A 14483-nucleotide genomic window follows, 5' to 3' on the forward strand; every position below is an offset into this window, starting at 1 on the left:
TCCGGGGTCAGTCGATCCGGGGTCAGTCGATCCGGTCAGTCGATGGCGGCGGTGCGGGCACGCGGCGCCGGCAGCGACCCGACGTACTCGAGCGCCTCGTACAGATCGATCACGTCGGCGTACTTGGCGTGTAGGTCGAACAACGCGGCATCGTGCGGGCCGCGCGCGCGATCGCCGCACGCCTCCCGGACCACGAGGGTGTCGAAACCGGACTGCACCGCGTCCACGGCGGTGGCACGCACGCAGCCCGACGTCGTCGCCCCGCAGACGATCGTGGTGTCCACCCCGAGTCCGGTCAGCAACGCCGCGAGGCCGGTGCCGTGGAAGGCCGACGCGCCCTTCTTCACGAGGACGTGGTCGCGTGCGGTCACGTCGAGACGGGGATCGAGCGCCACCGCGTCCGTGCCGTCCCTCAGCGCGCGCATGCCGGGGGCCTTGCGCAGCCAGGCGATCGCGTTCCCGTCGGCCTCCGCGGGCGAGTAGCTGATCACCGTGTAGATCACGGGGACGCCGGCCTGGCGCGCCTGCTCCACCAGCACGGCGGTCGCCGTCACCTCGGCGGTCAGCTCGGCCCCCGACGGGAAGTCCGGCTCCGTGAAGCCCCGTGTCAGGTCGACGACGACCAGTGCGGGGTTCGCGCCTCGTGGCACGGTCGCACCGAATCCGGCGCGCGCGTAGGTCTCGGCGGTCCGGGCGCCATGCAACTCCACGTGGTCGGCGGAGGCCGGACGGTCAGCGGTGGCCATGCTGCAGCTCCTTGATCGTCGCGCGCTGTGCGCGCAGGCGACCGCACAGCCAACCCTGGACGAAGGCCACGGCCGCGGCCGCGGCGACCGGTCCGTACCGCCGCACGGCGGGTGGCACCAGCATCGCCACTCCGTCGAGGGCCTCCTGCTGGCCCGCGGTTCCGGACGGGGCCGCCGCCCCCGCACCGCGGTGCGCGGCATCGTCCGCGGACGCCGAAGCATCGCGGGCACTTTGCGGTTGGCTCAGCTCGGCCACGAGGTTGCGGGCGAACTGGTCGAGCAGGCGGGTGGAGACCGCACTGATGGCGCTCTTGCCGAACTGCGCGATCCTGCCGCGCACCGACAGGTCCGTGCGCAATCGGATCGTGGCGCCCTGTGGACCCTCGTCGACGACGAGCGTCACATCGGCTTCCGCGTCGCCGTTGCCGTGCGTGTCGGCACCCCGCGCCGACAGCCGCAGGCTGCGGGTGTCGGCTGCCACCTCGGCGAACCGCACGGTCCCCGCGTACGCCGCGGTGATGGGACCGACCTTGAAGCGCACCCGACCGCGATAGGCATCGCCGTCCGTGCCGTCGAGCGTGGCGCCCGGCAGGCAGGTGGCGACTCGTTCCACGTCGTTGATCAGCGCGAACACCGCGTCCGGCGCGGCAGGCACGTCGATGTGGTTCTCCAGTATCACGAGGCTTCTTCCTTCCCCGAATCCTCAGTGGACGGTGCGGCTTCCCTGCGCCGCCGTGCCGTGGCCGTCACCGCGTCCACGATCGTCTGGTAGCCGGTGCACCGGCACAGGTTCGCCGACACGGCCTCGCGGATCTCACCGCGGTCGGCATCCGGGCGCTGCGCGAGGAACCCTTCGGCCAACATCAGGAAGCCGGGCGTGCAGAACCCGCACTGGAGTCCGTGGTGGGCACTGAACTCCTGTTGCAGGTCCGACAGCTGCCCGTCGCGTTCCAGCGACTCCACCGTGCGGATGTCGTGGTCCTCGGCCTGGACGGCGAACATCAGGCACGCGCGCACGGGCTCGCCGTCGACGAGGATCGTGCAGGTACCGCAGACACCGTGCTCGCAGCCGGCGTGTGCCCCCGTCAACCCGACGTCCTGGCGGAGCACGTCGAGCAAGGTCCTGCGCGGTTCGGTCAGGATCTCGTGCACGGCACCGTTCACCGTGAGTTCGATCAGCTGGCGGTCGGCCATCAGACGTCGTCCTCCGCTCCGATGCGCGCCGAGTCCAGTGCCGCGAGCACGGCCTCCGGGTGCACGGGGGTCGTGTCGAGTGCGACGCCCGTGTGCCGAAGTGCGTCGTTGATCGCGTTCAGCACCGCCGCCGGAGCGCCGATGGTGCCGCCCTCGCCGACGCCCTTGGCACCGTTCTCGGTGAGCGCGCTGGGTGTTTCGAGATGGGTGATCGAGACGTCGGGGATCTCGGTCGCGGTCGGAACCAGGTAGTCGATGAAGCTGGCGGCCGAGGGTTCACCGTTGTCGGCGTAGGTGATCTCCTCGAACAACGCACCGGCGATCCCCTGCGCGATGCCGCCCCGGCACTGCCCGTCGACGACCTGCGGATGGATCACCACACCGCAGTCCTCCGCGCACGCGTACCGCAGGATCTCCACCTTGCCCGTCCCGCGGTCGAGTTCGACCACGACCGCATGCGTGGCGTTCGAGAACGTCCCGTCCCCGGGGACGTCGAAGCTCGCCGTCGCGGTGAGCGTCGGCTCGACGTCCTTGGGCAGCAGGTGGCTGCGCAGGTAGGCGACGTCCGCGATCTCCTCGTAGGACACGCGCTGAGCGGGATCGTCGAGCCGGACGACACCGCCGGCTCCGTCGAGGCGCACGTTGTCGTCGCGGGTCTCGAGCAGGTGTGCCCCGATCGTGCACAGCAGGTCGCCGAGCCTGCCCGCCGCGGTCGCCACCGCGGAACCACCGATCGTGGCCGACCGGGAGGCGAAGGTGCCCCATCCGTAGGCGATCCGCTCCGTGTCGCCCTGACGCAGTTTGATCTTTTCGATCGGCAGTCCGAGCCGGTCGGCCACGAGCTGCGCGAGCGTCGTCTCGTGGGACTGGCCGTGGTTCATCGTTCCGCTCGTGACGACCACCGATCCCGAGGTGTCCATGCGGATCTCCGAGATGTCGAACCCGGGCACGACCTCCATCTTCCGTTGGGCGAAGGCGTCCGAGCCATACCCGGTCCGTTCGGAGAAACAGGCGTAGCCGATCCCGATGCACCGCTGATCGGCCGGGGCCGCGTCCCGCACCTCGTACCATCCCTCGTCGCGCAGCACCGCCTCCGCGAGGTCGAGCGACTCCCGGTACGTGCCCGGGTCGTAGGTCACGTTGTTGACGCCGGTGTAGGGGAACTCAGTGATCACGTTGCGCCGGCGGATCTCGACCGGGTCGAGTCCGAGTTCGCAGGCCGCACGATCCATCACCCGTTCCATCGCCATGACGTACTGCGGCCTGCTCACGCCCCGGTAGGGCGCGGTGGGTGCCTTGTTGCTCGTCATGGCCCGCGCATGTACCCGGTAGGCCGGAACCCGGTACACACCCGGCATCTCGGCCGAGGCCATGAGCGGTTCGATGCCCGCGGTGAAGGGGTAGCACGAGTAGGCACCCATGTCGCACACGACGTCGACGTCGAGCGCGGTGATCCGGCCCCGGCCGTCGAACGCCGCGCGAGTGCGGTATCGCTGCTCCCTGGCGAGGAACGCCGCCGTGAGCGCCTCCGACCGGTCCTCGATCCACTTCACGGGTGCGCCCAGCCGCTTGGCGACCGCGGCGACGGCGATCTCCTCCCGTCCCACCACGCATTTCTGCCCGAAACCGCCGCCCATGTCGGGCACCGTCACGCGCACCGCACACTCGGCGAGCCCGACCGACCGGGCGAGCATCGTGCGCACCTGGTGCGGCACCTGGGTACAGGTCTGCACCAGCAGCTGGTCGTCGTGATCGTCCCAGGACGCCACGACTCCGCGGGTCTCCAACGGCAGGGCGTTCTGCCTGCCGCTGCGCGTGGTGATGTCGACGACGCACCCGTCCCGGTCGGCCGCCGCGAACGCCTCGTCGACCCCGGCCGTGTCGAACATCGACACGTCGAGCAGCACGTTGCCCGGGGCCTCGTCGTGGACGAGCGGGGCGCCGTCGGCGAACGCGGACCGCTCGTCCACGACGGCTCCCAGGTCCTCGTACTCCACGACGGCGGCCTCGAGGCCGTCCTCCGCGGCGTAGGGATCGCGGGCGACGACGACGGCCACGGGCTCACCCACGAATCGCACCTTCTCGCGCGCCAGCACCGGCATGGCGGTCGGGACGAACTCCTCGGGCGGTCGTTGCAGCAGTGCGACGATGTCGCCGAGCGCGAGATCCCCCGCCGTGAACGCCGCCACGACCCCGTCCACGTCGAACACGGCCGACAGGTCGACCGAGGTGATCCTGGCGTGGGCGATCGGTGCACGGACGAATGCGGCGTGGAGCATCCCGGGAAGTTCGATGTCGCCGACGAATCGTCCCCGGCCCCTCAGCAACCGAGGGTCCTCCCTGCGCGGCACCGAGACGCCGACCCAGCGCCCGGACGTGCCGTCGAAGGCGGGTTCACCGTGTGTGCTGGTCAACGGTCCGCTCCCTTCGCCCATGCCTGTTCCAGTGCCTGCGCGACCAGGGTGCGCACGAGTCGCCTCCGGTAGGCCCCGCTCCCCGCCGCGTCCGACGGCGGGTCGACCGCCGCCGAGGCCGCATCGGCGCACGCCGCGAACAGCTCCGGCCCCGGCCGGCCGCCGCGCAGCACGTCCTCGGCCTCGGCGACGCGTATCGGCGCCGGTGCGACCCCGCCGAGCACCACCCTGCCCACCAGGGCGCCCTCCTCGTCCCGCTCGAGTGCCGCGGCCACGTCGACGGTCGCGAAGTCCCCGTGGCGGCGTGCGAACTCGGTCAGTGCGGCCCTGCGGGAGCCCCGGGTGAAGCGGAGCTGCGTGACGACCTCGTCGGGTTCGACCGCGGTCGTGTAGAAGCCGTGGAACATCTCCGACGCCGGGATCTCCCGGACGCCCCGCGGGCCCTCCGCGACCACGACGGCATCGAGCAACAGGGCCAGCAGGCACCACTCGGCCGTGGCGTCCCCGTGGACGATGCTGCCTGCGACGGTGCCCCGCGACCGGATGGGCAGATGTCCCACCCAGCGCATCGCCTCGGATAGCACACCGAACCGCGGCCCGAGCGTGTCCGCGGCGCGTTCGACCTCCCGATGCGTCACGAGCGCCCCGATGGTCAGCACGTCGCCGTCCACACGGAGGGCGCGCAACTCGGGCAACCGGCGCAGCCGGCCAAGGTCGACCAGGGCGGTGGGCCGGGCGAGCCGGAAGTTCATCATCGGGGTCAGGCTCTGCCCTCCCGCGATGAGCTTGGGCTCGTCGCCCTCCTCCACCAGCCGGCTCAGAAGTCCGACGGCGTCGGCGACGTCGTGTGCCCGGTGGTAGGTGAACGCAGCAGGCTTCACGCGTGGAACCTCCCTCGTACGGCGTCAGGACGTCTGCGATGGCTTCGGCGCAGGCGGCGCGGCCGGCGCGTCGGTGCCCTCGATCCGGTCGAGCTCGCGTCCCCTGGTCTCCGGAGCCGCGACCATCATGAACACGACCGCGGCGACCAGGAGCACACCGAGCACGGTGAACGTCAACGGCAATCCGAGCACGGGCCACAGGACGCTGCCGAACAGCAGGGGCGCGAATCCGGTCACGGCGCGGCTCGCGGACGAGGCCCACCCGAAACCGGACGCACGCAGCTCCGTCGGATAGAGCTCGGACACGTAGGCGTACATCACCGGGATGACGACGAGGGACAGCAACCCGAAGGCACCGAGCGCCAGTACCGCGGCGGTGGGCACCTGGAGACTCACCGAGAACACCACCAGCGTGATCGCGGCCAGCGGGCCCGCGGTCGCGATCACCCGTTTCCGGCCGACGCGGTCGACCACGAGCACCGCCACGAGCACACCGACGATCCCGACCGCGTTCATCAACGCCGTGGAGGCGAACGCGGCCAGCTCACCGAATCCCTCGGCACGCAGGATCGACGGCATCCAGCTCAACGCGGCGTAGTAGACGAGCATCACCGTGACGAACACCGACCACGACACCGCCGTGATCTTGGGACTGTGGGCCCACACGCGCCGAAGCTGATCGACCGCGGCCGCCAGCGCACCGCCACGGGTGTCCTCCTGCACGGCGGCGGGGATGACGTACGGCTCCGGGGTCGCGCCGGTACGCCGGACGAGGTCGTCGATCACCCGACGGGCTTCCTCTTCTCGCCCCTTGCGTACCAGGTAGAGCGGAGATTCCGGCACCCCGCGCCGCACCCAGAACAGCAACAACGCGGGAAGGATCATCAGCACCAGCATCCAGCGCCAGTTTCCGTCGACGGGGACCAGGAGCGTGGCCGACACACCGGCGAGGGTGGTGCCGATGGGCCACCATCCGTCCATTGCGGACAGCACTCTGCCGCGTTGGCGACGCGGCGAGAACTCGCTGACGATCGCGTAGTCGACGGGAATGCAGCCGCCCAGTCCGATGCCGGCGAGGAACCTCAGCAGCAGGAACACCTCGATGTTCGGCGACAACGCACCCAGTGCGGAGAACAGCGCGAACAACGCGAGCGTGATGCTGAACGCCCGTTTCCGGCCGATCCGGTCGGCGATCGTGCCCCACGCGACGGCGCCCACCGCCATGCCGACGAGATTCGCCGTGGCAACCAGTCCCTGCTGCCCCGAGGACAGATCGAACTCGGTGCCCACCAACGGGGTGAGGAAGCCGTTCAACGCGACGTCCCAGGCGTCGAACAGGTAGCCGAGTCCCCCGATCAGGAAGATCTTGCCCTGCACGTTCCATCGCCAGGGCAGGTCCTGGACGATCTGGTCTCCGGTACGCATGGCTGTCTCCGTCCGTGCTGCCGAGGCGGTGCCTCAGCGGGCGAACTGGTAATGGATGGATTCGGTGTCGGGATCGGTCAACGGGCTGCCGTTCCACAGCCAGTCGTAGGAGACGTCCGACTCACCGTCGAAACGCCGCAGCTTCTCGTCTCGTTCTCGTTGTTCCGGACCGTCCGGCAGGTGGTAGAAACTCATGTTCTGCAGCGACGCGTCCTGCACCATGCCCGCGTGTTTCGACCGGCGATCCACGTAACGCACCAGCGCGTCGTCGATACCGCGGCGGGTCACCCGTCCCAGTTCCTCGGCCAGTACGGCGGCGTCCTCCATCGACTGGGACGCGCCCTGGGCCTGGTACGGCAGCATCGCGTGACAGGAGTCGCCGAGCAGGGCCACCCTGCCGTCCACCCACACCGGGTCCCGTCGACGCCGATACATCGCCCACACCGACGTGTCCTCGTCCTTCGCCTTCGCCAGCAGCGTCGGGACCCGGTCGTCCCAGTCCTGGTAGTGCGCGGCGAGTTCGGCTCCGGTGGCCGGCGCCGACCATTCCCGTTCGATCCGTTCGCTGCACGGCACGATGGCCACGACGTTCAGGTACTCGCCGCCGCGGATGACGTAGTGCACGAGGTGCTTGTCCGGGCCGTACCAGATCGTCGAGTGGTAACGGTCCATCAGGAAACGGGTCGCCGGGTCGGCCAGGACGAGGTCACCCGGAATCAGTGCGCGATAGGCCATCTCCCCGGAGAAGACCAGCGTGTCGTCGAACCCGGCGAGCTCGCGCACCGCGGAACGGATTCCGTCGGCGCCGATGACGACATCCCCGCTGAACCGCCTGCCGTCGGCCGTGATGACGGTGGGACGTTCCGGGTCGGTCCGGTCCAGGTCGACGACCCGCGCCCCGGTCACCACCTCCACCACCGGCCCGTGCCCGCCGGAGTCGACGCAGGCGTCCAACAGGATGCGGTGCAGGTCCGCACGGTGGTAGTGCCAGTACGGAGCGCCGTAGGTGTCGATGACACGTTGACCGAGCGGGAGCTGCGCGATGATGCTGCCGTCCGCCCAGCGCCGGCGTACCTGATCCTCCGGCTGGGTCCGGACGGCCTCAAGCTGTGGACGCAGGCCCAGTCCGATGAGGATGCGGCTCGCGTTGGGCGCGGTCTGGATTCCGGCCCCGATCTCGCCGAGTTCGGGAGCGGCTTCGACGACCGTCACCCGCAAGCCGCGCTGGCGCATCGCGAGCGCGGCACACAGCCCGCCGAGACCGGCACCGACCACGACGACTTCGTAGGACTGACTCGCAGCCACGGAGATATCCCTGCCTTTCCGATCGTCAACGGGCCCGTGCGGGCACGGCACCGCTGAGCAAGTGCCCCGCGTCCGGCACGCGTGTCTCGAGGTTGAGTTCCGACAGGATGCGGAAGGTCGTGGCCGTGGCCGCCGACAGCACCGGCATGCCCACCTCGTCCTCGACCGGCTGGATCGACGGCAACGACGGCATCTGCACACACGCCGACAACACCAGCGCCTCCGCGCGCGAGAGATCGAGCTTCCGGTGGTGCTCCCGCAGATCGGCCGGGTCGAGGCGCGCGACGGCCAGGTTGTCCGGAACCTGCAACGACAGGGCGTCGACGACCTCGACGCCCGCGTCCTCGAGGTAGGTCACGACGGCCTCGGTCAGCGGCTCCATGTACGGGGTGATGACGGCGACGCGCCGCGCTCCCAACGCCGCGATGCCCGAGAGCAACGCTCCCGCACTGGACACCACCGGCGCATCGCTGCCCTCGGCGCGCAGTGCGCGCGTGATGTCGTCCTCGGCGGTGCAGTGGAAACCGGGCCCCTGCGCCATGATCGCCACGAGACAGGCGGTGGCGACGACGTCGGGGCGCGCATCCGCCAGTTCGGTGGCCGCGCGGGTGGACTGCTCGTTCATCGCCCTCAGCTGTTCCGGCGTGACGTGCTGCATCCGCGCCCGTGCCGCATGGAACACGAACCGATCACCGGGGATCTCCGCCTCGCGCGCGGCCAGCATCCGGGGCAGCTCCGTCTCCATCGTCAGGTTGGAGCTGGGCACGATCATGCCGAGGTGATGCTCACGGGGGGCGCTCATCGTTTGTCCGCCGGGCGCATCTCGGGCACGGTCAGTTCTCCGGCATCGACGATGAGTTCGTCGTCGAGATACAGACTGTTGCCCCGCATCGGAATATCGAAATGACACGGCGTGTCGTTCGGACCACCCAACTCGTTGTTCGGCCCGATCGAGAACATCACGTTCCCGTAGAAACTCCGCAACTCCATCCCCATCCCACCCGGGAACTGAGTCAACCCGTGCCAATGAGCCCGCTCATCCAGACCCCACCCCACATGACTCATCCCATACCCCCGCGGATCCTCGAACGACTCGATGTAGGACCGCAACAGATCCGCATCCAACCCCGACGAACCCGCACCACCCCGAATATCCCGAATGAACCCCTTCTCGATCGTGATCTCCACCGGCGTCTGCACATACGTGTTGAACGGCAACAACACATCCCCCGGCGCCAAGACGATCCGACCGTCCACCCCGTCATCAGCACCACCGGTGAACACGAACGCCGCAGGCCAGTGATCCCACCGACCCGGCGTATCGGTGAACCCGTACTCCGACATCGTCGGATACACACCCAACCGATACGTCACATCCGTGCCATGCGGACTCGTGATCCGCATCGTCTGCGCCTTGGCCAGCAACTCCTCACCGACCTCCACCCGCTCCCGCAACTCCCTCGTCGGCATCAACCGCGCCAACAACTCCGGCGGCTCCACCGCCGTCAGAATCCGCGTCCCCGCACCCTGAATCTCGAACTGCTCCTTCGAGAACAACAAGAACGTGCAATCCACCACCATGTCGGCGGCCGAGAGTGCTTCGACGGCGCGGGGAATCCGATCCAGCCCCGACTGTCCGACGGCCCAGGCACCCGAAGCACTGTCCGGGGACGGAAGTCGCATGTGGAATGTCGCGGCACCCAATCGCTGGGCCGCCCAGAGGAAGGCGTCGGCGTACTCGGCTCGTTCGGCCCCACGGGTGAGCACGACGACCGTCTCGCCCTCGTGCACACCGGACAACGTGAGCTGTTGCAGACAGATGTCGTTGAACAGGTTCTGGTCCATCGTTGACCACCTCCGAAACTCATCCGAACACGTACTATCCGGATACGCAATAGTCTCTCGGTAGTTTTCCCGGTCGTAACGCCGTTGTCGCATCGACGGAGCGCCCCTGTCGGACGCTGAAACGATCCGGACACGTACCATTGACAGCGCTCCGTACACGGAGCACGTACGGCCAAGGGGAGGAACGTCATGGGTCGACCAGCGCACACGGCCGAGGGGTCGAACAACGGAGAGCCCGCACCGCCTCCGGACCTGCTCGCAGCACCCGGGTACGGGGCACGCCGGCTCTATCAGGCCTACCTGGCGGCGTGGAGCCGGCACGTCGACCCGGTACTCACCGGACCACAGTTCGCGGTGCTGTCGACCATTCGCGCCCACCCCAACAGTGACCAGAGTTCCCTGGCGGGTGCGGCGGCGCTCGACACCTCGACCATGGCCGACCTGTGCCGGCGTCTCGAGCGGCGCGGCCTGATCCAACGCGTGGAATCGCCCCACGACGCGCGGCGCAAACTGGTCTCCCTCACCCCCGAAGGCAAGAAGGAGCTGAACCGGGTGCACCGCAGGGCACGCAAGCTCGACGAGGCCCTGCTCAGCGATACCGGCCTCGCCGACACACTCGACGTGGCCACCGTGCTGAACACGCTCGGTGAGCGGTGGGAGGCGGTGGCCGAGTTCGATCGTCTCCGCTGAGGACGGCGGCGGCGCCGGGCCCGCGCGGCGGTCGGGTTAGATTCGATGCCGATGGATATCGAGAACGACGCCGAGGCCCCCTCGTGGTTCCGCGCCGCACTGGCCGACCTGCCCGAGCACCGCGACACGACGGTCGAGGGCGGCAAGGTCCACCTGCGCTGCTGGGGACCGGAACACCGGCCCGGACTGGTCCTCGTCCACGGCGGTTCGGCCCATTCCGGTTGGTGGGACCACATCGCGCCACTTCTGGCCGAGGGGCGGCGGGTCGTCGCCGTCGATCTGTCCGGGCACGGCGACAGCGCCGCCAGGGACGCCTACGACATCACACTCTGGGCACGTGAGGTCGTCGCGGCCGCCGAGGCCGGTGGCATCGAGGAGCCGTTCCACGTGGTCGGCCACAGCATGGGCGGCTGGGTCAGCGCCCAGACCGGCGCGGAGTTCGGATCCCGGCTCAACGGCCTGACCATCATCGACTCGCCGTTGAACGATCAGCCACCCGAGGATCGCCGCCCACGCCCCACCCGCTTCTATCCCGATCGGGAGACCATCCTCGGGCGCTTCCGAACGTTGCCGCCCCAGGACGTCCTCCTGCCCTACATCCGCAGGCACATCGCCGAGGAGTCGGTCCGCGCCGTCGACGACGGATGGACCTGGAAGTTCGACCCCACGCTGACGGTGCCGTACACCCCGCTGCGCGGAATCCTGCCCCGGATCACGCCGCCGACCACCTACATCCGCGCCGAGCACGGCCTCGTCTCACCCGAGATGGGCCGGGAGATCCAATCGCTGCTGCGGAGCCGGTCCCTGCTCGTCGACCTGCCCGACGCGGGGCACCACCCGATGCTCGACCAGCCGCTGTCGCTGGTCACGGCACTGCGCACCATCCTCGAGGCAGCCGCACCCCGCGACACCATCCCCCACGACACCGCGCCCGACCACACCGCGCCCGACCACACCAGCGACGACACCCCGGCCGACGACATCATGCCCCCTGGCACCGGCGGCGACTGAGCACCGTCACTCCCGCACCTGGTCGGGCAGCAGCCGCACCGCCTCCAGTGCCAGGTACAGCCGGGTGACGTCACCGGGCCTGCGCAGATCACGGCCGCTCAACTGGGCCAGCTTGTTGAGCCGGTACCGCACCGTGTTCTGGTGGCAGTGCAGCCGATGACCCGCATCGCGCGCCGAACCGCCGGTGGTGAACCACGCGTCCAGGGTGTCCAGCAGCACCTCCTGTTCGTCCACCGGCAGTTCGAGCACCCGGCCCAACACCTGCCGCGCCAGGCCGACACTCACCTCCGGCACCGAGGTCACCAAGGCGGCCACCCTCGCCTCGTCGAACCGCATCACGACGTTCGACCCGGCCGGCACGGCGTCCCGCGCCAACAACGCCTGAGTCACCGCCTGCGGAGTCGCGACGATCGACTCGAACACCTCACTCACCCCGACCCGGCCGGTCGTGATCGACGCCAGATACCGGTCGAGACGATCCGTGCGATGGGCGGGGGTGAACGCGACCAGGCCGAGCTCGCTGTCGGGTTCGGACCGCCACACCGACCGCACACCGAGTGAACTCAACGCGCGCTCCACCGACACCGAGGGCCGGTTCTGCTCCATGGCCTGCGGATCCGAGGCGACCACGACGAACAACCCCACCTTCGGCAGCCGCAACGCGGCGGCGACGTCGGCCAATCCCCTGCCGTTGGTCGTGATGCCACTGAACAACGAGGCCAACGCCGCCTCCCGCAGCCGGGAGTCGCGGAACAACTGCTCGGTCTCGACGTCCCGGTACGCCGTGGTCAGCGCCTGCGACGACATGTCGAGCGAGTTCCACAGCACCGACGCCGACCCCAGAAGCGCCTGGCTGGAACCGGGATCCGGGCTGCACTGGCGCACCAGCTCGTGCCACAGGTGCAACGTGCCGATGCGGTAGGCGTGCATGACGGTCGCGAGCGGCACGCCGTGTTCGGCGCGTTCTCTGCCGGTGCGGCGCGCGACCGTCGGACGGTTCGCCTCGTTCTGGATCACGTTCTGCAGACCCGAGATGACGTTGGGACGGATCGCATCCGCCAGCTGCCGCTCGGTCATGTAGTCCACGTAGTAGGGCTCGTCCTCACGGATCAGCCGGGCCATCCGCAACGTCAGCGAATCCAGGTCGTCGAGGAGCGTCTCGCAGGCGGCCACGACGCGTGCGTCCGTCGCGGTGTCTTGACTGGTCACCGGACCTCCTTGTCGCCGAGCACAAACATCCGCGCCATATGTGAGTCCGGTCACTATGGCCGACACGGTGCGACCTGGACAAATCTGGACTCCTCGCGACCTTCCCGTACGGCCGACGAGCGGAGCCGCCATGAACCTGGCCGACAATCTCGAGAGGGCCTCCCGGTTCCACGCGCGCACGCCCGCTCTGGTGCTCGGCGACGAGGTCGTCACCTACCGGGAACTCGACCGGCAGAGCCGCGGCGTGGCGGGCTTCCTGGCGGTGTACGGCGTGCGGCCGGGGGAGCGGGTGGCGCTGATGCTGCCGAACACGCTCGAGTTCGCCCCGCTGTACTACGGCATCCTTCGCGTCGGCGCGATCGTGGTGCCGCTCGACCCGCACCTGACCGACCGCGACGTGGCGTACTACCTCACCGACTGCCGGCCACGGCTGCTGTTCGTGTGGCCGTCCTCCGCGGCCGCGTGCGCGGACGCCGCGCGCACCGCGGCCGTCGACGTCGTCGTCGTGCCTGCCGGAGGGCTCGCCTCCGCACTCCACGCCCATGCGTCCCGGAACGGTCACCTCTCGACGGAAGGCCCCGCGCCACACGAGGACACCGCACCGCTCGAGGACACAGCGCCACTCGAGGACACAGCGTCGTTCGAGGACACCGCGTCGTTCGAGGACACGGTGCCGCGCGATCCCGACGACACGGCGGCGATCCTCTACACCTCCGGTGCGACGGGACCTCCCAAGGGCGCGGAGCTGACCCACGGGAATCTGGTGCGCAACGCCGAACTCGTGGCCCAGGACCTGCTGGAGCTGTCGACCGACGACGTCGTGCTCGGCGCCCTGCCGCTGTTCCATTCGTTCGGCCAGACGGCGGCACTGCACGCGGCCGTTCGGGCGGGGTCCTGCCTCGCGCTGGTGAGCAGGCTCGACGCCTCGGACGTGCTCGCCGCGGTGCGGAACCACCGCGTCACGGTCCTTCCCGCCGTGCCGACGCTGTACGTGGCACTGCTGACGCACCCGCACCGCGACCACGCCGACACCCGCAGCCTCCGCGTGGGCACCTCCGGCGGCTCGGCTCTGCCGGTCGAGGTGCTGCTGGCCTTCGAGCGCACCTTCGGCTGTGTGGTGCTCGAAGGGTACGGACTGTCGGAGACCTCGCCCGTGGCCGCGTGCAACCGCGTCGACCGGCGCCGCGTCGGCTCGGTCGGCCCTCCCCTGCCGGGGGTCGACCTGCGCATCGTCGACGACCGTGGCAACGACGTCGATGCTGGCGAGCTCGGCGAGATCGCCGTCCGCGGGCACAACGTGATGAAGGGGTACTGGAACCGGCCCGCCGAGACCGCGGCGGCGATCCCCGACGGATGGCTGCGCACCGGGGATGTCGGACGCCGCGACGAGGACGGGTTCGTCTATCTCGTCGACCGCACCAGCGACCTCATCGTCCGCGACGGACGCACCGTCTATCCCCGCGAGATCGAGGAGGTGTTCTACGAACATCCCGCCGTCCTCGAGGCTGCCGTCGTCGGTGCGCCGAGCGGCGACACCACACCCGAGATCGTCGCGCTCGTGACCCTGCGCCCCGGCCAGTGGGCCGGTTCCGACGAACTCCGCACCTACGTCACGGGCAAGGTCGCGGCCCATCAACGGCCCACGGCCGTGCACGTCGTCGACCGCCTGCCCACGAGCCCGACCGGAAAGATCCTCAAACACGCGATCACGTTCTGACCCGCACACCGCCACATCTCCACCGCCACATTTCAAAGGAGAAATG

13 protein-coding genes are annotated in these 14483 nt (G+C 69.6%); 3 read left to right on the plus strand and 10 right to left on the minus strand.

Going from position 1 to position 14483, the window contains the following annotated elements:
- Positions 1 to 35 precede the first annotated feature (35 nt).
- The 9 genes from IF64_RS0110655 to IF64_RS0110695 are packed head-to-tail and all read right to left on the minus strand — an operon-like array spanning position 36 to position 9810.
- On the minus strand, positions 36 to 746 hold the full coding sequence (locus tag IF64_RS0110655; protein WP_051757710.1) for an isochorismatase family protein: 711 nt from the start codon (positions 744 to 746) through the stop codon (positions 36 to 38).
- The gene (locus IF64_RS0110660; protein ID WP_030531896.1) at positions 733 to 1425 is read right to left on the minus strand and encodes an SRPBCC family protein; all 693 of its coding nucleotides are present in this window, start codon (positions 1423 to 1425) and stop codon (positions 733 to 735) included. Before IF64_RS0110660 ends, IF64_RS0110655 begins: the two co-directional genes overlap by 14 nt.
- Positions 1422 to 1940: a (2Fe-2S)-binding protein gene (locus tag IF64_RS0110665; protein ID WP_030531897.1), complete on the minus strand. Its 519-nt coding sequence runs from the start codon at positions 1938 to 1940 to the stop codon at positions 1422 to 1424. Before IF64_RS0110665 ends, IF64_RS0110660 begins: the two co-directional genes overlap by 4 nt.
- On the minus strand, positions 1940 to 4354 hold the full coding sequence (locus IF64_RS0110670) for a xanthine dehydrogenase family protein molybdopterin-binding subunit (RefSeq protein ID WP_030531898.1): 2415 nt from the start codon (positions 4352 to 4354) through the stop codon (positions 1940 to 1942). Before IF64_RS0110670 ends, IF64_RS0110665 begins: the two co-directional genes overlap by 1 nt.
- Entirely contained in the window at positions 4351 to 5235 is an 885-nt protein-coding gene (locus tag IF64_RS0110675; RefSeq protein ID WP_030531899.1) for an FAD binding domain-containing protein, read from the minus strand. The genes IF64_RS0110670 and IF64_RS0110675 overlap by 4 nt, the downstream gene beginning before the upstream one ends.
- Positions 5236 to 5259: 24 nt before the next feature.
- A complete protein-coding gene (locus tag IF64_RS0110680; protein ID WP_030531900.1) occupies positions 5260 to 6660 on the minus strand; it encodes an MFS transporter in 1401 nt (466 codons plus the stop codon).
- A gap of 33 nt (positions 6661 to 6693) precedes the next feature.
- On the minus strand, positions 6694 to 7965 hold the full coding sequence (locus IF64_RS0110685; RefSeq protein WP_030531901.1) for an FAD-dependent monooxygenase: 1272 nt from the start codon (positions 7963 to 7965) through the stop codon (positions 6694 to 6696).
- A 25-nt stretch (positions 7966 to 7990) separates the two neighbouring features.
- On the minus strand, positions 7991 to 8767 hold the full coding sequence (locus IF64_RS0110690) for a maleate cis-trans isomerase family protein (RefSeq protein WP_030531902.1): 777 nt from the start codon (positions 8765 to 8767) through the stop codon (positions 7991 to 7993).
- On the minus strand, positions 8764 to 9810 hold the full coding sequence (locus IF64_RS0110695; RefSeq protein ID WP_030531903.1) for a 2,5-dihydroxypyridine 5,6-dioxygenase NicX family protein: 1047 nt from the start codon (positions 9808 to 9810) through the stop codon (positions 8764 to 8766). The genes IF64_RS0110690 and IF64_RS0110695 overlap by 4 nt, the downstream gene beginning before the upstream one ends.
- 189 nt (positions 9811 to 9999) lie before the next feature.
- Here IF64_RS0110695 and IF64_RS0110700 point away from each other — a divergent pair, with 189 nt between their 5' ends.
- Entirely contained in the window at positions 10000 to 10500 is a 501-nt protein-coding gene (locus IF64_RS0110700) for a MarR family winged helix-turn-helix transcriptional regulator (protein ID WP_030531904.1), read from the plus strand.
- A gap of 51 nt (positions 10501 to 10551) precedes the next feature.
- A complete protein-coding gene (locus tag IF64_RS0110705; RefSeq protein WP_211252561.1) occupies positions 10552 to 11511 on the plus strand; it encodes an alpha/beta fold hydrolase in 960 nt (319 codons plus the stop codon).
- A 6-nt stretch (positions 11512 to 11517) separates the two neighbouring features.
- On the opposite strand, the gene IF64_RS25385 is transcribed toward IF64_RS0110705, so the two are convergent.
- Positions 11518 to 12720, minus strand: coding sequence for a PucR family transcriptional regulator (locus IF64_RS25385; RefSeq protein WP_036876258.1), 1203 nt, complete (start codon positions 12718 to 12720; stop codon positions 11518 to 11520).
- Between the two features lie 130 nt (positions 12721 to 12850).
- On the opposite strand from IF64_RS25385, the gene IF64_RS0110715 reads away from it, so the two are divergent.
- Entirely contained in the window at positions 12851 to 14437 is a 1587-nt protein-coding gene (locus IF64_RS0110715; RefSeq protein ID WP_036876261.1) for a long-chain-fatty-acid--CoA ligase, read from the plus strand.
- Positions 14438 to 14483 lie beyond the last annotated feature (46 nt).

Source organism: Prauserella rugosa, assembly GCF_000719975.1.
Lineage (GTDB): Bacteria > Actinomycetota > Actinomycetes > Mycobacteriales > Pseudonocardiaceae > Prauserella > Prauserella rugosa.